This is a genomic window from Acinetobacter sp. YH16056_T (assembly GCF_024605895.1).
GTDB classification, from domain to species: Bacteria; Pseudomonadota; Gammaproteobacteria; order Pseudomonadales; family Moraxellaceae; genus Acinetobacter; species Acinetobacter amyesii.
In genome coordinates, this window is the sequence record NZ_CP094545.1 from 1,768,523 (window position 1) to 1,789,875 (window position 21,353).

The 21,353-nt window shown below is 39.6% G+C and carries 23 protein-coding genes; 10 read left to right on the forward strand and 13 right to left on the reverse strand.

Annotated features, from left to right (window positions below):
* Nucleotides 1-9: 9 nt before the first annotated feature.
* Nucleotides 10-618 carry an OB-fold-containig protein gene (locus tag MST17_RS08720; RefSeq protein ID WP_180026245.1) on the forward strand — a complete coding sequence of 203 codons (609 nt, stop codon included), beginning with the start codon at nucleotides 10-12 and terminating at the stop codon, nucleotides 616-618.
* An 87-nt stretch (nucleotides 619-705) separates the two neighbouring features.
* Here MST17_RS08720 and MST17_RS08725 read toward each other — a convergent pair whose 3' ends face one another.
* Together MST17_RS08725 and MST17_RS08730 are read right to left on the reverse strand one after the other, a co-directional pair.
* Nucleotides 706-1,332: a YidB family protein gene (locus tag MST17_RS08725; RefSeq protein ID WP_180010117.1), complete on the reverse strand. Its 627-nt coding sequence runs from the start codon at nucleotides 1,330-1,332 to the stop codon at nucleotides 706-708.
* 112 nt (nucleotides 1,333-1,444) lie between these two features.
* Nucleotides 1,445-1,915 carry a DUF6231 family protein gene (locus MST17_RS08730; RefSeq protein WP_078188659.1) on the reverse strand — a complete coding sequence of 157 codons (471 nt, stop codon included), beginning with the start codon at nucleotides 1,913-1,915 and terminating at the stop codon, nucleotides 1,445-1,447.
* 34 nt (nucleotides 1,916-1,949) lie between these two features.
* Between MST17_RS08730 and MST17_RS08735 the strand changes: the two genes are divergently transcribed.
* A complete protein-coding gene (locus tag MST17_RS08735; RefSeq protein ID WP_180026299.1) occupies nucleotides 1,950-2,819 on the forward strand; it encodes a DUF2797 domain-containing protein in 870 nt (289 codons plus the stop codon).
* Nucleotides 2,820-2,896: 77 nt separating this feature from the next.
* Here the strand turns inward: MST17_RS08735 and MST17_RS08740 are convergent, their stop codons facing one another.
* The 7 genes from MST17_RS08740 to MST17_RS08770 all read right to left on the reverse strand — a co-directional run bounded on the left by MST17_RS08740 (nucleotide 2,897) and on the right by MST17_RS08770 (nucleotide 8,495).
* Complete coding sequence (locus MST17_RS08740; protein WP_373684066.1) at nucleotides 2,897-3,814, reverse strand: alpha/beta fold hydrolase; 918 nt, start codon at nucleotides 3,812-3,814, stop codon at nucleotides 2,897-2,899.
* A 250-nt stretch (nucleotides 3,815-4,064) separates the two neighbouring features.
* The gene (locus tag MST17_RS08745; RefSeq protein ID WP_180022148.1) at nucleotides 4,065-4,676 is read right to left on the reverse strand and encodes a hypothetical protein; all 612 of its coding nucleotides are present in this window, start codon (nucleotides 4,674-4,676) and stop codon (nucleotides 4,065-4,067) included.
* Nucleotides 4,677-4,754: 78 nt separating this feature from the next.
* A complete protein-coding gene (locus MST17_RS08750; RefSeq protein WP_180026246.1) occupies nucleotides 4,755-5,093 on the reverse strand; it encodes an Ig-like domain-containing protein in 339 nt (112 codons plus the stop codon).
* Between the two features lie 81 nt (nucleotides 5,094-5,174).
* The gene (locus MST17_RS08755) at nucleotides 5,175-5,402 is read right to left on the reverse strand and encodes a hypothetical protein (RefSeq protein ID WP_180026247.1); all 228 of its coding nucleotides are present in this window, start codon (nucleotides 5,400-5,402) and stop codon (nucleotides 5,175-5,177) included.
* Between the two features lie 185 nt (nucleotides 5,403-5,587).
* Entirely contained in the window at nucleotides 5,588-7,453 is a 1,866-nt protein-coding gene (locus MST17_RS08760) for a SurA N-terminal domain-containing protein (RefSeq protein WP_180026248.1), read from the reverse strand.
* Nucleotides 7,454-7,585: 132 nt separating this feature from the next.
* Nucleotides 7,586-7,858: an HU family DNA-binding protein gene (locus MST17_RS08765; RefSeq protein WP_078188662.1), complete on the reverse strand. Its 273-nt coding sequence runs from the start codon at nucleotides 7,856-7,858 to the stop codon at nucleotides 7,586-7,588.
* Nucleotides 7,859-8,024: 166 nt separating this feature from the next.
* Nucleotides 8,025-8,495, reverse strand: a complete 471-nt coding sequence (locus MST17_RS08770; RefSeq protein ID WP_180007822.1) for a phasin family protein — start codon at nucleotides 8,493-8,495, stop codon at nucleotides 8,025-8,027.
* Nucleotides 8,496-8,702: 207 nt separating this feature from the next.
* On the opposite strand from MST17_RS08770, the gene MST17_RS08775 reads away from it, so the two are divergent.
* The 8 genes from MST17_RS08775 to fdx all read left to right on the forward strand — a co-directional run bounded on the left by MST17_RS08775 (nucleotide 8,703) and on the right by fdx (nucleotide 14,878).
* Nucleotides 8,703-9,350 (forward strand): hypothetical protein, encoded by a 648-nt coding sequence (locus MST17_RS08775; RefSeq protein ID WP_078188664.1) that lies wholly within the window; start codon nucleotides 8,703-8,705, stop codon nucleotides 9,348-9,350.
* A gap of 112 nt (nucleotides 9,351-9,462) precedes the next feature.
* Complete coding sequence (locus tag MST17_RS08780; RefSeq protein WP_078188665.1) at nucleotides 9,463-9,936, forward strand: Rrf2 family transcriptional regulator; 474 nt, start codon at nucleotides 9,463-9,465, stop codon at nucleotides 9,934-9,936.
* A gap of 1 nt (nucleotide 9,937) precedes the next feature.
* A complete protein-coding gene (locus MST17_RS08785; protein ID WP_078193480.1) occupies nucleotides 9,938-11,155 on the forward strand; it encodes an IscS subfamily cysteine desulfurase in 1,218 nt (405 codons plus the stop codon).
* A gap of 104 nt (nucleotides 11,156-11,259) precedes the next feature.
* Nucleotides 11,260-11,646, forward strand: coding sequence for a Fe-S cluster assembly scaffold IscU (gene iscU, locus MST17_RS08790; RefSeq protein WP_078188667.1), 387 nt, complete (start codon nucleotides 11,260-11,262; stop codon nucleotides 11,644-11,646).
* A gap of 37 nt (nucleotides 11,647-11,683) precedes the next feature.
* Nucleotides 11,684-12,004: an iron-sulfur cluster assembly protein IscA gene (iscA, locus tag MST17_RS08795; protein ID WP_078188668.1), complete on the forward strand. Its 321-nt coding sequence runs from the start codon at nucleotides 11,684-11,686 to the stop codon at nucleotides 12,002-12,004.
* A gap of 104 nt (nucleotides 12,005-12,108) precedes the next feature.
* The gene (hscB, locus tag MST17_RS08800; protein ID WP_078188669.1) at nucleotides 12,109-12,624 is read left to right on the forward strand and encodes a Fe-S protein assembly co-chaperone HscB; all 516 of its coding nucleotides are present in this window, start codon (nucleotides 12,109-12,111) and stop codon (nucleotides 12,622-12,624) included.
* 39 nt (nucleotides 12,625-12,663) lie between these two features.
* Nucleotides 12,664-14,523, forward strand: coding sequence for a Fe-S protein assembly chaperone HscA (hscA, locus tag MST17_RS08805; RefSeq protein ID WP_180026249.1), 1,860 nt, complete (start codon nucleotides 12,664-12,666; stop codon nucleotides 14,521-14,523).
* A 16-nt stretch (nucleotides 14,524-14,539) separates the two neighbouring features.
* Nucleotides 14,540-14,878: an ISC system 2Fe-2S type ferredoxin gene (gene fdx, locus MST17_RS08810; RefSeq protein WP_078193483.1), complete on the forward strand. Its 339-nt coding sequence runs from the start codon at nucleotides 14,540-14,542 to the stop codon at nucleotides 14,876-14,878.
* Between the two features lie 174 nt (nucleotides 14,879-15,052).
* Here the strand turns inward: fdx and MST17_RS08815 are convergent, their stop codons facing one another.
* From MST17_RS08815 to MST17_RS08830, 4 genes are all read right to left on the reverse strand, one after another.
* Complete coding sequence (locus tag MST17_RS08815) at nucleotides 15,053-16,519, reverse strand: adenylate/guanylate cyclase domain-containing protein (protein WP_180026250.1); 1,467 nt, start codon at nucleotides 16,517-16,519, stop codon at nucleotides 15,053-15,055.
* Nucleotides 16,520-16,580: 61 nt separating this feature from the next.
* A complete protein-coding gene (locus MST17_RS08820; protein ID WP_067762788.1) occupies nucleotides 16,581-17,015 on the reverse strand; it encodes an HIT domain-containing protein in 435 nt (144 codons plus the stop codon).
* A 223-nt stretch (nucleotides 17,016-17,238) separates the two neighbouring features.
* The gene (mfd, locus tag MST17_RS08825) at nucleotides 17,239-20,706 is read right to left on the reverse strand and encodes a transcription-repair coupling factor (protein ID WP_180026301.1); all 3,468 of its coding nucleotides are present in this window, start codon (nucleotides 20,704-20,706) and stop codon (nucleotides 17,239-17,241) included.
* A 179-nt stretch (nucleotides 20,707-20,885) separates the two neighbouring features.
* On the reverse strand, nucleotides 20,886-21,242 hold the full coding sequence (locus MST17_RS08830; RefSeq protein ID WP_180007827.1) for a hypothetical protein: 357 nt from the start codon (nucleotides 21,240-21,242) through the stop codon (nucleotides 20,886-20,888).
* Between the last annotated feature and the right edge of the window lie 111 nt (nucleotides 21,243-21,353).

The following is a 21,353-nucleotide window of genomic DNA, read 5'->3' on the forward strand; positions in this document are numbered from 1 at the left end:
AATACAACCATGTCCGCATTTTTAACAGACTATAACTTAATACCCTTTCATTTAAGTTTATTGGCCGTACTGTTATTGGGCATGGTTGAAACCATTGGCTATTACATCAATATTAGTCCTAGCCAAGTTTTGAAAAGAATTGCCCCACAGCGCATACAAGAATTGGCATTATTGAATGTCAAATTTTCCAAGACTCTGATTTTGTTCTTTCTACTGATGAATTTTAGCTTTGCAGGCTATGTACTTCAGTTCTGTATTCACGCTAAAGAAGGTCAATTCGTTCCCGCTTATTATCTTATTTTACCTGCGTTGATTATTGCCATATTCTTTACGGTATTTATGATTCATTGTTTGGATCAGGTTGTACCGCCCAAATATAAAAAACAAACCGTTAACCTACTGGGTCGTCTAGCAACCATTTCAAGTGGAAATGCCCGTCCCGGCTTTTCGGCTCAAGCGCGTGTGCGTGATGAGTTTGGTCAACTACATTATGTGCAAGTTGAACCAGAGTTTGGTGAGTTAGAATTTCAGTCAAGAATCATTTTGATTCGTCAAAAAAAATCACACTATATTGGCAAAAAAATCAGTGTGTCGAACCGTTTATTTAATCCACCTTAGCGTCACATTGTTATCATTTTTCAAATCATAAAAAAGCCAGTGTTCACTGGCTTGTATTCAATCAAATACCATCAAACGATATTGTGATTAACGCTTAAGAAAACCTGAAACCAAATTCATCACTTGTTGAATATCAGCATTCGCTTCTTGCTGATTGGTTTGTCCAGCTTGTGGCGTCAATGAGTCAATAATTTGCGGCAATACTGTTGAAATTGCACTGTACACATCTTGTTTCTGAGTTTGAGTTTCTTGTGCAACTTGCTCCACTTCGGCATCATCAAATAAATTTTGTACTTGTTGATTATTCACAGCGGCATTATCGCCAGGGCCTGTAGATACCCAATCATCAACCTGACTGCTCAAGCCCTGTCCACGTAATTTATCCAAAGCACCTTGTAGGCCACCTTGTTTTTGAATCCAAGCCAGCACCAGAGGTAACACTGCAACTAAAATGGTTGAAGCATTGCCACCACTACTACGTTGCTGCGACTGCGCTGCACCGCCCAGTTGGCCCAACACAGAGCCTAGAATTCCAGCCAAACCACCCGCTTGGTTTTGAGCATTGGTTTGTGTATTTTGAGCGCCTGCATTTGCACCCAGTTGCCCCAACACCGAACCTAAAATACCGCCTAAGCCACCTTGTTGATTTTGATTGTTCGCACCACCAAGGGCCTGCTTTGCTAAAATTTCAACAATATTATTTAAATTTGTCATTTTATTTTTCCCAGTAAAACCTAGATAAACTTAGTTACAGCATACGTGGAAAAAGACATTTCCATCATAAATGTTTGTTAATTTTTGCAATTTTTCTCAGGCTAAGTATTTGTTACCAACGGAATTTATCCCAGTTTTCAGGATTTGCCCAAAATTTAGAGTTAAACCAATCTGGAATATGTTTATAAGTCAAAATATTAAACTGCCATAAAGCAAAATCACTTTCATGCGTGGTTTTATCAATGAGCTGAGTAAAGCCTAAAGCACGTAATAATTGTTCATCGTGTAACTTACTCACCACCACGATGCGTTTGGCAAATAGGTCACGCAATTTTACCAACATCTGAGTTTTCTGCTGCTGATCCAAACTCAACATCGTTTCAGTATCAAGAATCACAAATCCAAGGTCAAAACGCTGGGTAAAAGGCAGATTTAAAAACTCAGTTACGTTAAAATGTTGCCATTGAATTGGATGAAATTGATTGTATTGCTCAAGATCCTGACCAATACAGATTGCGGTTGAAATGGGCTGCTCTTTTGACAAATCGTCTAGCATAGAAGTGATGACATTTTGTTCAGCCATTGACCGCATCCTTAATAATGAAGTGAGTATTCGTATGGAACTACAAGGCATTTGCCATAAAATGCATGCAGGTCTTAAAGACCTTAGTGTAACTGATCAACATACACACAAGGCAAATGTTGAGTATAAATTTATTCTAGATCGCTCAGAAGTTGATCTACCGTTTAGCCTTGGCCAAGAAATTGAAATTGAAGCCACTGGAAATATCTACTGCATTTCTTGCGGCGCAAAAACGCCTAAATCGTATTCACAAGGTCATTGCTTCAAATGCATGAAGACCAAGGCTTCTTGTGATATGTGCATTATGAAGCCTGAAACCTGTCATTATCATCTCGGGACTTGCCGTGAAGATGATTTTGCCCATGAAGTTTGCTTTCAACCGCATATTGTCTATTTAGCTAATTCGAGTGCCTTAAAAGTGGGGATTACTCGACTTGGTCAAATGCCTACACGTTGGCTGGACCAAGGTGCGACGCAAGCTTTGCCTATTATGAAAGTTGGTTCACGTCGTTTATCTGGTCAGCTTGAAGTCATGTTTGGTACGCAAGTGGCCGATAAAACCGATTGGCGTAAATTGCTCAAAGGTGAAGCAGAACCGATCAACCTGATCGAAATTCGCGACCAATTGGTAGAAGAATTCGCACCAAAAATTCAGACCATTCGTGAAGAATTTAGCCAAAATTTAGAGTTTAATGAAACCGTTGAACTACTAGAAGATGAGTTGCCACGCCAATTTATCTACCCGGTAGATGAATATCCTGAAAAAATCAAATCGCATAATTTGGACAAAACACCGATTATTCGAGGAAAATTACAAGGGATTAAAGGTCAGTATCTGATTTTGGATACCGGTGTGATTAATATTCGAAAATACACTGGCTATGAAATTAAAGTACGTGCTTAAATCGACTCAAAGTATCTAATTAAGTTTAAAAAAGCGAGATATTTCTCGCTTTTTTACACCTACTCTACCAATCTGATTCATTGAACAGTTGAAAGAAACTTTAAATATGGCAACGCCATTAACTGCTCCGCTTCTAAGATTGGCATATGACCAACATGGTCTAAAATCAGAGGCTTTTCGGCTTTTTTAAATAAGCGTCTCAGTTCTTCTGCTACTTCAACATTGATAATCTGATCTTGCTTCCCCCAGATAATAAACACAGGTGCATCAATGCCTCGTGCAGCCAAAGCAAAGGACTCTGGCGTATACAAGGTGGCCATTTTTTGCAGTTGCTCCACCATTTTATTGGTTTGTTTAGACTGAACGATCATCAACTTTTCTTGCCCAATTTTTAATTCTTGTGGAATAAAAGGCGGAGATTGCATCACGATCTTCATCACGCGATCAAAATCACCAGTTTTTCTGACCACTAGCTCTGCAAGCTTTGCCGTATCTTTTAGATACGCTGTATTGCTCGACTTAAAGACACCTGCTGAATCCACCAACAATAAAGATTTCACTTCTAAGGGATACTGAGCGCTATAGAGCATGGCAATTGCACCACCCATCGAATGCCCTGCGATATGTAAATTTGGATCTAACTTTGCAGCATCTATAAATCGTCGTAATTTTTCAGTTAAATTAGGAATTGATAGATCAAATTGATCTGCGACAATAGTTTCTCCATGTGCTGGCAGATCTGGAATAATGACATGATAATTGGGCGTTAAATAACGGGCAACTCGGTTCCAATTATCACGCGTGCCTGACAAACCATGCAGCAACAGTAGCGTCGGTTTTCGTGGATCTCCTCCTTCACTGTATGTCCATTCGATTTCATTATTTTTGACTTTTTTACTACTCAAGCCCGCCCAAGCTCTTTCCTGCTCTAAAACTTTTTGAAAGTTTAGTTCTGCAGCTTGAATACTACTGGCAACGCAAATCGTTAGTAGCATCTGTATCATGTGTTTAAAATAATGATCCATCCATCGCAATAACGGGTTCTTTAAACGTTTACATTGAGGCATATACAGAGATATCATCCACTTAATCCTTTGTCGTGATGAGTTATTTTTTTCATATTATTTTTTGAGAACACCAATCTACGATGCTAGAGCCGATATTTCATTTGCCAAATCTTTTAAATAAAAATTATATCTGTCAATTTAAGTCAAAAAAAACCAGCTCAGAAGCTGGTTCATATTTCTAAGCAAGCCAATCAGACGGTGTCAGTGGAGCTTCAATGAGTAAGCTTGGATATTCAAGCGCAGGAAGTATAGCGGGCGGATTTGAAACGTCGCTGCCCAATGCGATCAAATCCTGTTCATCGGTGTGCAATACAATTGGGACTTCATTCGCATCCTGTAAAAGCGTATCTAGATTGATCACAGATTGAATCGGCTCAATTTGACTGTCATTTTGGTTTTCACTTTGCTCATCACTTGCCAATAAAATCTCTGTAAGTTCAACAGATGATTCAGGTTGTGCAAGAAACAGTTTAGCTATTGAGATTTCAGGCGATTGAACACCACGACTGTCCTCCGCCACGATTGTTGCAAAGCCACCATTTTGAATCGGGTTATCCATCGACCAAAAACCACTTTCATTGGCATACGTCACGTACTCTTGACCATTGGCTGTAACAATGATTTTAGCCTGTTGAAATGCATTGCCTTCGAGTTTTTCAGTATTTAGCGTCACTTCTGGCGCCGGCAGTAGATAGCTTGGATTTTCAGGCGAGGTCTGAATAAATGGAAATACCAAGCCAATCGCAGGAGATTGCTGACCAAATTGATCTTCCACAACAATCATCAACATGCCACCATTTGCCACTGGATTTTCTATTGACCAATCACCATTTTCATCGACCTGAATACGATAGACCGCTTGATCCGACTAAATCACAACAGTCGTATTTGGTGCGGCAGTACCTGATATCACCGCGCCAGACTCTAAAATCGTAACAGCTTGCGGTAAAATGATTTGCGCTGTATGCAACGCCTCAGAACGATTACCGTCCTGATCAATTGCCACAACACTTATTGCACCTGTGGTCGTTAAAGGATTGAGCATCGACCAATCGCCATTTACATCAGCAACTGTTATAAACTCTTGCTCACCATAGGTCACAACCACCGTATTTCCTGCATCAGCTTTACCAACCAAATATTCGCCTTTTTCAATTATTTCCGGCATCTTGGGTAGCACACTTGGCTCTGCAATTGGAGCAATCATTATTGCCTCTGAGCGTAAGCCATGATGATTTGCCGCATAAATTGTGACAACTCCGCCCTCTTTAAGTGGATTTTCAATCTGCTAATGTCCTTGTTTATCCACTTTGACCCGTGTAAAAGTTTCACCGACCGAAATGATCACCCATGTTTTTGGCTCTGCCGTGCCAGTTAAAAGGTCATTTAGTCCTGTCACTTCTGGTGTTGAGGGAATATGCTGATGCTGTGATTTCCCCTGAATCAGCAACTGCTTTATTTCAACTTGTCCCAAAATATTTTTTAAAATACTGTTTAAATCTCTCATCTTTTGCATAGCACCCTCAAATCACATCATTATATTTTTTAGGAAACTGCCTTCCCAAACTCAATTTAAGAGAATTATTTAAATAGTCAATTTTATTTAATCTTTGTTTTTAAAAGTTTTTCTTAAAGTGTGATGCATTAAACTTAAACATAAAAAAACCAGCTCGAAAGCTGGTTTTTTTAAAGCTGCCTTAATTATTTAATTTTGGCATGATCTTTTAGATAACGTGTGTAGTCATCAAATTCTTGTTGACCACGAAGCTGTTGATAAAGTTTTGTTAACTCATCTAACTGCTCACCCGTTAATGCCGCATCAGATTGTTTATTCACTGCAGTCACAGCAACCACAACCAATTCATTTGGTAGATTAGTCGTAGTAACAGACCAATGACCTGCTTTCGGCGCTTTTACACTAAATGCAGCACGTTGAATTTCGCGTTTTAACAAACCATCCGCACGAGTGAATGTACCCGCATTTTCAAAGTTTAAACTGCCTTTTGCAACTGAAGCAGCAGGTTTTGCAGCAAACTCTTTTAATGTCACTTGAATTTGGGCTTTTGCAGCATCAGACGCTTTCTTTTCAATCAGCTGCGTTTTCACATGCGCTTTCGCTTCAGCTAAGGTTTGAACACCTGCAGCATGATAGTTACGCACTTTCACCCAAACTACATCACCGTTTTTCAACTGAATGCTCGATGAAACATTACGTTCACCATTTTTAACATCATCGTTAAACAATTTAACTTTGACGTTTGCATCACTTAAAACCGGATGTTGCGATGCTAATGTTAAGCCATTCAATGACTGTACTTTTACGCCTTTCACTTCTTGGCCCACGACATCAAGGGCATCACTGCTTACGACCATGTCATTGAGGCTGTTTACAGTGTCAGAAAAAACATTGGCTTTTTTCGAAGCAGCGACTTCTGCTTGTAGACGTGCCTTTTCCTGTTCAAATGAAGCCACTTTTACAGCTGGCGCCACTTTTTCGATCAAGTGATAGCCACTGTCTGTTTTCACGGGAGCAGTTACTTGACCAGCTTGAGCACCTTCAACTGCTGCATCAAACGCATCACCAAACACACCTTTTTCATAAGCAACCAGTTTACCACCTTTTGCTTTAGATTCCGGATCTTCAGAGAATTGCGCTGCAGCTTGGTCAAAGCTTAAACCCGCTTTAATTTTAGCTTGAACACTTTCAGCCAGTTTTTTAGCTTCGGCATCTGAACGATTGTCCGCAGTGATCATGATGTGCTTAACGAGTGGTTTAACTGACTTCTGTGCATTCTCAACAAAGCTGTTATACGCTTCTTTCAATTCAGCATCAGTTGCAGCTTCTACTGGTGCAGTAATATTGGCAGGTGTTAATACGACAAAATCAGCATCAACACTGGTTGCTTGCTTAAATTTGTTTTTATGCTGCTCATAATAAGCGGCAATTTCAGCATCAGATACTTTTACATTTTTCTTGTAATTTTCAAGATTAATGCTCGCCAACTGAATACTACGTTGTTCCGTTTGTAAGTTCGCAATTTGCAAGATATCAAGCTTACTCACCAATGCATATTCCATAAATGTAGTAGACAACATTTTTAAAGCATGGTCTTTACGTAAATTATCAATGAATGTGCGGTTCGTCATACCAATCGATTCGAGGTATCTCCCAAACGCTTCATCTGAAAATTGACCATTGACTTGGAAGCTTGGCTGCTGATGAATCATTTGCACAATTTGTGCATCACTCAAGCTAATGCCTAATTTATCAGCTTGTTGCAATAACAATTGGCGTGAAACCAAGGTATCCATCGCTTTATTGCTAATGAAATTTTGATTCAATAATGTTTCATCACCCTGAGCATATGCCAGATATTGTTCTTTTAATGAGTTCGTCAGTGCTTCGAGTTCTTTTTGAGAAATTTCAGTACCGTTTACAGTCTTTGCTGCATCTTTAGATCCACCACTAAAATATCCTTCAATACCTACAAGTGCTAAAGGGGTTAAAAACAAAACGAGCAAGACCTTGCCCAGCCAACCCTTAATGACTTTACGAAACGATTCCATAAGTATTCCAATATTTTATTTGCGGTGAATTTTAACCGAAAACCCGAGATGAATGAATGCGATATATCAATTAATCACATTTACCAATAAAAAACGCGCCAAATAATGGCGCGTCTCATGTGCTTAATAAGCTTAAGCTACAGAATCTTTCAAGCCTTTACCAGCTTTGAAGCTAGGAACTTTGCTTGCTTTGATTTCTAAAGTCGCACCAGTTTGTGGGTTACGACCAGTACGTGCAGCGCGTTCTTTAACGCTGAAAGTACCGAAACCAACTAAAGTAACTGTATCACCAGCTTTTAATGCATTGGTAACTGCAGCAATTGTAGCATCTAAAGCTTTACCGGCATCGGCCTTAGATAATCCCCCATTTTCGGCAATTGCATCAATTAATTCTGATTTATTCATGAAAATTACGTCCTCTTAATATCGTTTATTTAAGGTTCAAGAATTTGTATAAAACGCCATAACGCCTTTATAGCAATGCTTTAGGGTTAAACGCAATACTCATCAACCTCTTTTTATAGAATTTTTTGACGAAAAAAACCTTGAAAATTCGATAATAGTAAAAAAGTTAGTGTTTTTTTAGTATTTCGGCCCTCAGTTGGGCATTTTCTTCGGCCAATTGGTCAACTTTAGTATGTAATTGAAGTATAAGCCTTTCTAAGTGCTGTAAATCCTTTACAGTCACCAATCCTAAACGGTTTAAAGAATGATTAACACCATTATCTAAAATTTTTTCTACTTTATCTTTCGTATCGGTTACAGATTCTTTGGCTTTTTCTGAAACTTTTTCGACAGTTTGATCTGCAATATCAATCGTTTTGGACTCAAGCTCCTCTCCAACTTTGACTAAAGAGTCAAAAAGCTTATTTCCTTCACCCTCAGCACGTGAAAAAGCACCTAATCCAGCCAACCAAATCTGTTTGGTATATTTGCGAAAATCCATTTTAGAGCGACGATCAGAATGACTACGTACGCGAGTTTTAGCCGGCTTTTCTGATGTTTCTTGTGCATCGTCAATTATGCTTTCTGTATTTTCCATAATCCGCACTTCTCCTGATTATTTTATGTGCACAACAACATGTGATTCTTCATTTTAACAACATAATAGCAAACATATGACTTGATAGATTGATTAAACTGTTCTACAAAGCTGGTGAATTACCAACTTTTTGGTATATTCTAAGTTCCTCTAGAGCAGGATGCTCAGTTTCCAGTGCTTTCAGATTTTAACAAGGACATTTTTTTTATGAGTGATACGCAACAAACACAAGCTCAACCACATTTGTTGCTTACTATGACCCTGATTGTTTTAGAAACGATTTTTACTTTCATTTTAAAACATGACCGTGTTGTAGCATTACAAGCTAAAAAATTTGTTGATCAAAAAGTCGCACTGAAAATAAATAGCTACATCCCTTATTTTGACTTTTATGTTCAATTTACTGAGCACGGTATTCTGTTCGACACGAAATCTCCAGATAAAGCCATCGACCTTGATGTCCGCACGACATTAATGGATTTGGTGAAAATTTTTGTATTTGGTAATCGTAAAAGCATCAAAACCATGCGGATCGATGGTGATGTGGTTCTGAAAGATGAATTTCGCGATCTTGTTTCATTATTTAGTGTGCCGAAAATTTTATCTGACTGGAAACACTGGCTGTCTGAACCTGTCGAAGAAAACGATATCGTTGCGTCAAAAAAACGTATTGCCCCACTTTTAGAAAAAATCGAACAGCAACGCTCTAAAATCAACACACTGCAAGTTGAAGTTAAACAATATAAAAACCGTATTAAGCGTATCGAACGTCGTCAAAAGCGGATTAATATCGCTTTTAGTCTAATATCTGTTCTTTTAATAACGTTATTAGTGTATAATGTGTGGTTCAAATAAATACATAATTTTTCAGACAAAATAAAACAAATAAACAATCTCAAAAAAACTTGACTATTTTAGTCAGGATTCATAAAATCTGCACATCTAGACTTAACATGTGTATCGAATCATGCGCTTAACAACTCGCGGTCGCTACGCAGTGACTGCTCTACTTGATTTAGCTTTGCAGCCAACTGAACAAACGATCACTCTTGCAGAAATTGCAGCTCGTCAAACCATTTCAGTGGCCTATCTTGAGCAGTTATTTGCAAAATTAAAGCGTCACGGCTTAGTTTCCAGCATCCGTGGAGCAAACGGTGGTTATCACCTTGCTCGTAGTGCTGAAGACATCACTGTTTTGGAAATTATTGAAGCTGTAAATGAAACAGTTGATGCAACCCGTTGTGACCACAAAGGCAACTGCCAAAATGGTGCAATGTGCTTGACTCATGATTTATGGCAGGAACTCTCCCACCACATTGCCGATTATCTTGCAAAAATCACCCTTGCTGACCTTGTAGCACGCGATAACGTTCAAACCGTATCAATTCGTCAAAATTCAGCAAACTTTGATTCAGCCCTTTTATCGGTTACAGGTATTTGACATGAAGCGTCCTATTTATCTTGACTATGCAGCAACTACACCTGTAGACCCTCAAGTCGCAGAACGTATGATGGAATGTCTAACGTTTGACGGTACTTTTGGTAATGCAGCTTCTCGTTCTCATGCTTACGGCTGGCAGGCAGAAGAAAAAGTAGAATATGCACGTGAACAAGTTGCTAATCTAGTAAAAGCTGATCCACGCGAAATCGTTTGGACTTCTGGTGCAACTGAATCTGACAACCTTGCGCTTAAAGGTATTGCTCAGTTCTATGCATCTAAAGGCAAGCACATTATTACAAGTAAAATTGAACATAAAGCAATTCTTGATACTTGCCGCGAGCTTGAAGAAGAAGGTTTCGAAATTACTTATCTTGAGCCAGAAGCAAAAACAGGTTTAATCACACCTGAAATGGTTCAAGCAGCCCTTCGTCCAGATACAATTCTTGTATCTTTGATGATGGTGAACAATGAAATCGGTACAACTACAGATGTAGCTGCAATCGGTGAATTGACTCGTGCAAACAAAACTTATTTCCATGTAGATGCTGCGCAAGCTGCAGGTAAAGTAGAAATTGATCTTTCAACAATGAAAGTTGATTTGATGAGTTTCTCTGGCCACAAAATCTATGGTCCTAAAGGTATTGGTGCTCTTTATGTACGTCGTCAACCACGTGTACGTATTAAAGCGCAAATGCACGGTGGCGGTCATGAACGTGGTATGCGTTCAGGTACGCTAGCGACTCACCAAATCGTGGGTATGGGCGAAGCGTTCGAACTTGCTGGCAAAAACCTGCATGCTGAACAAACTCGTATTCGTGTACTTCGTGACAAACTTTGGAATGGCTTGCAAGATCTTGAACAAGTCTTCCTCAACGGTCACCCAGAATACAACGTTGCAAACTATCTAAACGTCAGCTTTAACTTTGTTGAAGGTGAATCGTTAATGATGGCACTTAAAGATTGCGCAGTATCTTCTGGTTCTGCATGTACATCAGCAACTTTAGAACCATCTTATGTACTTCGTGCATTGGGTCTTTCAGACGAATTGGCTCACAGCTCGATTCGTTTCAGCTTTGGTAAATACACCACTGAAGCCGATATTGACCACGTACTTGAAATTACCAAAGCAGCAGTTGAAAAACTACGTGATCTTTCACCGCTTTGGGACATGTACAAAGAAGGTATCGACCTTAATTCTGTAGAATGGGCTGAACACTAATTCATCCCGGTGAGATAGCTTTTATTTTAAGGCTATCTCATTGATTAACGTAATTTCACCCCCATATTAATCTTAAGGCTGACCCCGAGGTTTGGAGAAGCATCATGGCTTATAGCGAAAAAGTAATTGATCATTACGAAAACCCTCGTAATGTTGGTGTTTTAGACAAAAATGCAGAAAACGTTGGTACAGGTATGGTCGGTGCACCAGCTTGTGGCGATGTTATGCGTCTACAGATTCAAGTTGATGACAATGGCGTAATTGAAGAAGCTCGCTTCAAAACTTACGGTTGTGGTTCAGCAATTGCATCTAGCTCATTAGTAACAGAGTGGCTAAAAGGCAAAACTCTTGATGAAGCTCAAGCAATTAAGAACATTGATATTGCAACTGAACTTGCACTTCCACCAGTAAAAGTACACTGCTCTGTACTTGCTGAAGATGCAATCAAAGCTGCTGTAGAAGACTACCGTAGCAAGAAAGTAAAAGCTTAATTGTTTACGTGTTTTAAAAAAGATTAACGGAGTTTTCATGATTCATTTAACTGAAAATGCTGCAACTCATATCAGCAATTACATCAAGAATCGCGGTAAGGGTGAAGGCATTCGCGTTGGCGTGAAAACTTCTGGCTGTTCTGGTTTAGCTTATGTACTTGAGTTTGTCGATGATATTGACACGCATGACCAAGTATTCGATCAGTTTGGCGTAAAAGTATTCGTTGACCCAAAAAGCTTAGTTTATCTCGAAGGTATGGAGATGGACTATGTGAAAAATGGATTAAACGAAGGTTTTGAATTTAATAACCCAAATAAAAAAGGCGAATGTGGCTGCGGCGAATCGTTTACGGTTTAAGCCTTTTCCACGCTCCTTTTTCGCATTAAAACAGTGTAAAATTCACTGTTTTAATTGCATTTAAAGCAACACTTTTTGCACCTCTATTGCGGACACCATCTCCCATGAATCATTTTGAGTTGTTTAACTTACCTGTAGCACTCGATATTGATTTAGCAGTTTTAAAATCTGAATTTTTAAAGTTGCAGCAACAATATCATCCAGATAAAGCCGAAGACAAAGATCTAGCCCTGATTAAATCCAGTGAGATTAATCAAGCATTTAAAGCTTTATCCAATGTTGATAGCCGCGCTGCATATCTATTAAGTCTCAAAAAACAAGATTATCACCTTGATCAATCAATTAGTGATTTTGAGTTCCTACAAGATGCCTTAGAAATTCGTGAACAGTTAGATGAGGCAGGCTCTGCTGATGACCTCACTTCACTTAAAACTGAAGTTCAGCAATGGATTGACGGTTTGGTTCGTGAATTCAAGATTGATTATGACGACGAAGACTGGGCTGAAGCACGTGATACCGTACGTAAATTACGCTTCTTCCAAAAAGTAATGGCTGACATCGATAAAGCTGAAGATCGCTTCTTAGACGACGATAGCTTTGATTTAGACGATGATTTTTAATTTATTTTTTATATTTGACGTTCAAAGGATGTAACACACATGGCTCTCTTGCAAATTGCAGAACCTGGTCAATCAAGTGCGCCGCATGAACACCGCATCGCAATTGGTATCGATCTTGGGACTACACACTCTTTAGTAGCCACGGTACTTTCTGGTAAAGCGAAAGTGCTTAACGATGAACATGGTCGTGTGTTACTCCCTTCTATTGCACACTATGGCGAATCCACTACGCAATATGGTGACGACGCAAAGGCATTCTTAACGACTGATCCTAAAAACACCATCGTTTCTGTAAAACGCTTTATGGGTCGCTCTAAGGCAGATATTAAATTCCAACACCCGTACAACTTAGTCGGTGAAGCGAATGAAATGCCTGCTTTTGAAACTGCACAAGGTCGCAAAACACCAGTTGAAATTTCTGCTGAAATTTTAAAACAACTTAAAGACCGTGCAGAAAGCAGCTTAAACAATCCAGTAAATGGTGCTGTCATTACTGTGCCTGCCTATTTTGATGAAGCACAGCGTCAAGCAACGCGTGATGCAGCACAGCTTGCAGGCTTAAATGTACTCCGTCTTTTAAATGAACCGACTGCTGCGGCAGTGGCTTATGGCTTAGACCAAGACACCAATCTTGCACATGATCAAAACTATGTGATCTATGATCTGGGTGGTGGTACTTTTGACGTTTCAATTTTACGTTTCTCTCAAGGCGTTTTTGAAGTTCTAGCAACGGGTGGCCACACGGCGCTTGGTGGTGATGACTTAGACCGTCTGATTGTAAAATGGGCAAAAAAACAACTGAATATTGAAACTTTAGATGATGCTGAATATGCACATTTCATCGTTTCTGCTCGTAAAGCAAAAGAAGCTCTAACCGAGGCTGAATCTGTAGAGCTTAAAGTTCTTGATCAATCATTGACTTTAGACCGCCCTACTTTTGAATCCATCATCAAAGTTGCTTTGGATAAAACCATCAGCGTTTGTAAACGTGTCATGCGTGATGCCAAGCTTGAGCTCAGCGATATTCAAAATGTGGTATTGGTCGGTGGTTCTACCCGCTCGTATGCTGTACAAAAAGCTGTTCAAGATGTCTTCAATCAAGAACCTCTTTGCACCATCAACCCTGATGAAGTTGTGGCCATTGGCGCCTCGATTACAGCGAACCAACTTATTGGTAACTCTAAAGATGGTTCACTGCTTTTAGACGTCACGCCGCTTTCTTTAGGTTTAGAAACCATGGGCGGTTTGGTTGAGCGCCTTATTTCGCGTAATACAGCCATTCCAGTGGCGCGTCGCCAAGAATTCACAACCTATCAAGATGGTCAAACAGCGATGTTGATTCATGTTGTACAAGGTGAACGTGATCTAGTTGAACATTGCCGTAGTCTAGGTCGTTTCGTGCTTCGTGGTATTCCACCGATGACTGCGGGTCAAGCGCGTATTGAAGTGACTTTCCAAGTCGATGCAGATGGTTTACTGACGGTTTCAGCTAAAGAAACTACCTCTGGTGTGCATGCTCAAATTGACATCAAACCTTCTTATGGTTTATCTGATGCCGACACTGAACGCTTACTGGTTGATGGTTATAAGTTTGCTGAAGAAGACAAAAACTTACGTCATCTTCAAGAAACCAAAGTTGAAGCAAAACGTGAACTTGAAGCACTTGATCAAGCACTTAAAGTGGATGCTCAACTCCTCAGCCAAGAGCAACTCAGTTCCCTCACTTCTGCACGCAGTGTTTTAGATGCTGCACTTGAAACGACTGATATCAAAGCTATTGAACATGCTGTAGAACAGCTTAAAATACATAGCGATGCATTTGCTGCAGCTCGTATGAATCAGCACATTGATGCCGCACTGAAAGGCACAAAACTCGATGACTGGTCAAACTCAAATTAATTTATAGGTCAAGATTATGCCACGTATTAAAGTACTGCCTCACGCAACAATCTGCCCAAACGGCGCTGAGTTTGAAGTCGAATCAAATGCTAACCTTTGCGAAAGCATGTTAAAAAACGGCATCAAAATTGAGCATGCATGTGATATGTCTAAAGCATGCACCACTTGCCATGTGGTTGTACGTAAAGGTTTTGATGGTCTAGATGAAATGGATGATGTCGAAGCAGATCTTCTCGATCGTGCTTGGGGGTTAGAACCAGACTCTCGTCTGTCATGCCAAGTAAAAATTGAAGATGAAGATTTGGAAATTGAAATTCCCAAATACACCATCAACCATGCTTCAGAAAATCATTAATTTATAGATAATTTTCTATAATCAAAAAGCCAGTTCATCGTAACTGGCTTTTTATGCATAAAACTATTCAACAATTCAAAAAAAAGAAGACGTTTTGATAAAAGAATGAATTGAGTTATTTTTACAATTTAAGGCAATACGATTAGATCTAATTTATATAATGTATATGTGAAATTAAGAGTGCGATTCAGTTTTTTTGACTTCTTCGATCACTTCATCTTCTAAATTCAGTTTTACGATACCAGCAGAGTTGGTCATTCTTTGCTGAGTTTGTAAGCGTTGAATCATACGTTCTAAAACATGTATTAGTTCAGGATATTCAAAGTTTTGCACTTCATCTAAGTTCAATAATAGATTGAAGCCTTTATATTCGTAATCGAACCAACGTTGATAATCTGTTTTCTGTGAGGTGTATTTTTCCATCACTTGCCAAGTACGTACTGGGCCTTTGATACCTTTTAAGAAGATCGGTGCTTTAGGTGCACATAAATAGTCATTTTTCACTAAATGATGCGTATCGTCTGAAATCAAAATTTCATCGACTTCGGCAGCACTCTGTAATCTTGCAGCCAAGTTGGCATCACGACCCACGATGGTATAAGCCATACGGTGAGCCGCACCATAGTTCCCAACGTGGCAATACCCTGTAGAAATACCCATACGAATGTGTAGCGGCGGATAACCCATTTTAATCCAGCGTTCACGTAGCAACTTCATTTGCTGACGCATGACCATTGCCATCTCTAAACAGGTTTTTGCATCTTGCTCTACACCTTGGCTATGTGGATCACCAAAGAAAATTAGAATTGCATCACCCATAAATTTATCGACAGTCGCTTCATACTGTTTGGCAATCTCAGTCATATGACTCAAATAGTCATTGAGTAGAAATGCTAAATCGTCTGGGATTAATGTTTCAGAAAGTTCTGTAAACCCTTGGATATCTGAAAAGAAAATCGTGAGTTTTTTACGTTTATATTCGATTTTAGCTTCAGACTCACCTTTCATAATCGATTGCCAAAGTTGCATTGGCGCATAACGACTCAGCTGATTGGCGAATTCCATATAACGATTCATCTGATCATAATAATGGTTCTTTTTATTACTTAGAGACTGAACTTGGGTGTGCTGATAAAAAGTTCCTACACTGAAATAGGTAATGAGGCACAGAAAACCAAGTACGGTTAATTCACTGCTGGTTGACTCGAAATATTCTTGGAAACCAAAGACATAAATATTACATAAATAAAATACAGTGACGCCCACAATCCCTGCCAAGGACATCATTAAAAAATTGATTTTGTTATAAATGGTTGTATATAGCAGCGCAAAGACCGCAAGAAAGGTTAAAACGAGGCTTAAATGTACTGCAGACATCAGTACAGCAATAACGATGATATCGATCAGAAAAAGTACATTGCGTTTAACTTGATTGCTATATCGATAAATTAGCCAATGGGAAAACTTAGGAACAACTAAAATCAGAAAAAATAAAAATGCAGGAATGTAGATTTGATAATGCGTATCTGGTTGGGTGTAGTGATAGACAACAATCACCAAAGACAGCATGATATATCCCATCAAACGATGAAAATATTCAAACTGTTTAGGCTCTTTGCTGATTAAATTGTCTAACGGCACTCGATCGCCCCCATACGGACACTCATTCTTCTACTATCCTGATATTGTCCGTAAATCGGGATTAGTCCATACGCCAATCAAAAGGCATATCGCCTTGACCACGTAGTGCAAGCATTAGTGTTTGGCGCATGTGTGCCAAGACATCATTGTTATAAGGAACTGCTGGCGTACCCCAAACTGGTTTCGGCCAAGCCACATCATTTTGATAACGAACAACATGATGAAAATGTAATTGTGGAACCATATTACCCAATGCAGCTACATTCATTTTGTCTGCACGGAATACACGTGACAATTGGCTTGATAACCAGCTTGATTCACGTAAAAACTGCTCTTGGTCTGCCTGACTTAATTCATAAAGCTCTGTAATTCCCGGAACACGTGGAATCAAAATAAGCCACGGGAATTGCATATCATTCATCAAACGACATGTTGACAGAGGAAAGTCGCCTACATAAAACGTATCTTGAGCAAGTTGTGGATGTAAACTAAACATATCTTTATAAATGATGCAAAATTAGAATGATGGCTAATACTATCACATCCTTATGGGTGTGAATATTCTGTACAGAACGTTTCATTACAAATAAACTGCATTTGAATAAAACGTTGCGTGCTTATGACTCTAATAAATTTTTCAAAAAAATCAAGCGTTTCTTCTATATAAAAAACACTCATGAAAATCTACTCATTATAAACAAGCAATTTATACGCCAAATCTATTGATTTGGCGCCAATTCCTTCAGCAAACTGTCTAATAAGTCATTTATAAATTGAATGCGTTTGTCATATTCTTCGAGCATGACCATCACTTTTAGACGCTGTCCACCTTCCATTCGGAAGAAAGTCGGATGCTTTTGCATCATTTGAATGATCGATATGGCTTGAACTGGTGTATCTGGTGAGAACTCAATACTGCCGCCATGTGAACTGATATCAATTTTTGTGATACCCAATTGTTCCGCTTTTAAACGCAACTGATGGACAGAGAATAATTGCTTGACTGCTTGCGGCGGCAAGCCAAAACGATCGATCAACTCCATACGAATGTTATCGAGTTTCTCTTGAGTATCCGTATTACTAATGCGTTTATAGAACAATAACCGTTGATGTACATCACCTAAATAATCATCTGGAATTAAGGTTGGCATGTGCATGCTAATTTCAGCCGTTAATGACAATGGAGAGTCAAAGTTAGGCGTTTTACCTTTTTGAATGGCTTTGGTGGCTTTTTCAAGCATTTCCATATACAGGCTATAACCGATGGTTTGCATTGAGCCACTTTGCTGTTCACCCAGCAACTCACCTGCGCCACGAATTTCTAAGTCTTCTGTAGCCAACATGAAGCCCGCACCCAAAGTCGATGCACGAGAAATGGCATCTAGGCGTTTTTCAGCATCACCTTTTAAACCTTTAAGCGAAGGCACAAGTAAATATGCATAGGCTTGATGGTGCGATCGACCGACACGACCACGTAGTTGGTGCAACTGTGCTAGTCCCAGTTTATCTGCACGCTCAATCAAAATGGTATTGGCGTTTGGCACGTCAATCCCAGTTTCAATAATGGTTGAACACACCAGTACGTTATATTCTTTGTGATAGAACTGTTGCATGATTTGCTCTAGTTCACGCTCACGCATTTGACCATGTGCTACCGCAACTCGGGCTTCAGGAACCAATTCACGTAGAGTTTCTGCCGTACGTTCAATGGTCTCCACTTCATTATGCAAGAAATACACTTGCCCACCACGTAACAGTTCACGCAAGATGGCTTCTTTGATCGAATCTCCAGTGTGTTCTTGCACAAAGGTTTTCACAGCAAGACGACGTGCAGGCGGCGTTGCAATAATAGATAGATCACGCATACCACTAAAAGCCATATTCAGCGTACGTGGAATAGGCGTTGCAGTTAGCGTTAGCATATCAACATCGGCACGTAAGGCTTTAATTCTCTCTTTATCACGTACACCAAAACGGTGCTCTTCATCCACGATCATGAGGCCGAGATTTTTAAATTGCACACTTTCCTGCAAGATTTTATGTGTGCCAATCACAATATCCACTTTGCCTTCTGCGAGGTCTTCAATGGTTTTGGTATGTGATTTTGATGAACCAAAGCGTGAAAGGACTTCAATACGTACAGGCCAGTCCGCAAAACGGTCTTTGAAAGACTCGTAGTGCTGCTGCGCCAACAACGTGGTTGGCACAAGTACAGCCACTTGTTTGTTATTTTGTACTGCCACAAATGCAGCACGCATGGCCACTTCTGTTTTACCAAAACCGACATCACCACAAACCAAGCGATCCATCGGCTTCGCTTGTTGCATGTCATACAGTGTCGCTTCAATAGCATTGGCTTGGTCTAAAGTTTCTTCATAGGCGAAGCCACTGGCAAACTGCATATACAGACTTTGATCCAGTTCAAATCCATAACCCGGCTTCGAGTGACGACGGGCTTGAATATGTAAAAGTTCTGCCGCCACATCATGGATCTGCTCTAAAGCCTTGCGTTTGGCTTTAGACCATGCATCTGTGCCCAATTTATGTAATGGTGCTAGATCTGGGTCACCACCACTGTATCGGCTAATTAAATGCAGGTTTGTTACAGGGACATACACCTTAGCTGCATCGGCATAGTCTAACTGCAAAAACTCATGGTCTTGGTCATCGATACTCAAGGTAATTAAACCTGCATATCGCCCCACACCATAATCAATATGAACCACAGGTGCGCCAATACTTAGCTCGGTTAAACTACGAACAAGAAACTCTTCTGATACTTCCTGTTGGCGTTTACGACGACGTTGAACCACACGGTGTTCATAAAGCTGATTTTCAGAAATTACACTGAGTTTGTCAGTTAGCAATAAACCACGATCTAAGGGCGCATTGGTGATCGCAATCGCATGCATAGAATGCATAAAATCATCAAAACTTTCGACCGTCGGGATATCACCCAAACTTGGACGCAATGCATCTTTTAAGGTTTCACGTCTACCTGCGCTTTCAGCCACCAATAACACTGGATAATTTGCCGCATCTATATATTGCTTAACCGCAGAAAATGGCTTTTCACGTTTTGGATCGACAGGTAAACGGGGTGGAATCTCAGCTGCAAGATTGATCACGCCATTGCGTTCATCAAAAGCCTCAGGCGAAGCCACGATACGACGGCAGAGATTTAATTGTTCTAACACTTGATTTGGTTGTAGGAAAATCTGCTCTGGCGGCAAAATCGGTTGGTCGACATTATGACGACGGTCTTCATAACGACGCACAATGTCTGACCAAAACTGAATCAATGTGTCATCTATGGCTCTGTCTGTAATGACAATGCCATTCTCAGGTAAGTACGAAAACAGGGTACTTTGCTCTCTCATGGCTTGTTCAGAGAAGAACAACGGAAAATAAAACTCAATACCCGGTGAAGCTATACCATCTTGTACATCTTGATAAATTGGGTTTTTCTTTGGATTTGCTGTCGGAAAATTTTCCGCATATCGATCACGAAACAGTGAACGTGCTTCTTTTAATGGAAATTCTTTTGCAGGTAAAACCGTAAAATAATCTAAGTTTTGGGTGGTTCGCTGAGTTTCAGGATCAAAGAATTTGAGGGTATCGATTTCATCATCAAATAAGTCAATACGAATCGGTGAACTTTGCCCCGAAGCGTAAATATCCATGATGCTGCCGCGTACTGCAAATTCACCATGATCATAAACGGTATCCACCAAGTGATAGCCCGCTTGTACTAATCTTAATTTTTGTTGTTCGATATCAAATTTTTGACCTACTTTAATATCAAAGTGTTCACCTAATACCCAAGATGCAGGCGCAACTCGCTGCGCCAAGGTTGTTGCCGAAACCAACAACACGCCTTGCTGTGGCATATTAGACAAAATCGCCAAGCGTTCAGAAACAATGTCTTGATGTGGCGACAGCCGGTCATAAGGTAAAATTTCCCAATCAGGGAAAATAGTCGGCTTAATTCCGTAAAATTCCAGCTCACTTTCTAACTGCCCGAGATGCTGATTATTACGTGCTACAATCACAAACAACTGTTTGGATTGTTTGCTAATTTCTTTAAATAATAATGCAGCAGATGAGCCTTGTAAGTTTCCGACCCACCGCTTTTCGCCAGCTTTGAGCTGTTTAAGATTGAGTTGTGAAATTTCTTGCTGGAACATGATGTAAATAGCTTTTAATGTTTTAATCACTTAGTGATCATATTAACACGATGCTTTTTACATTCCGAGATTTAAGCAACTATATACAGTGTTTTAACCAATATGGATTTGTGATTGTATTTTCTATTGATGAGTACCCTTAACGCACACATCAAACTCAAACACTGCAGTCCATTCACTTACTTACGATCACGGATGAATTGACGATAATAATCATTCAATAGTTTGACATAATGTTTAAATTGCAACAGATTTTCTTCAGTATTGCCTAATCGTGCAACAAAGCGTTGATTTGCAATTTCCAAGTCTATTTTTTCATTGATAATCATTGCAGTCGCATAGAGCTGTTTTAAATCATCGAAATTTGTCATTTTTCTATTCGACAAATATTCCATACGTTCAGACAAAGTATTTAAAACTACGCCTTCAATGATATAGCCCTGAGTTTCATCATATTGAATGTGGTGTTGTTCTAAGTAAAGTTGCTCAGGCGACTCTTTAGCGCCTTTGAATAAATCGACTAACTTATTAAACATCTGACTATCTACAACATGATAAAAACCTATTGTACTTCGATTACGTCCTTTTTGGGGCAAGTTAAAGCTTTTCTGACTTTATCTATGCACTAAATTTTTCATCCAAACCTT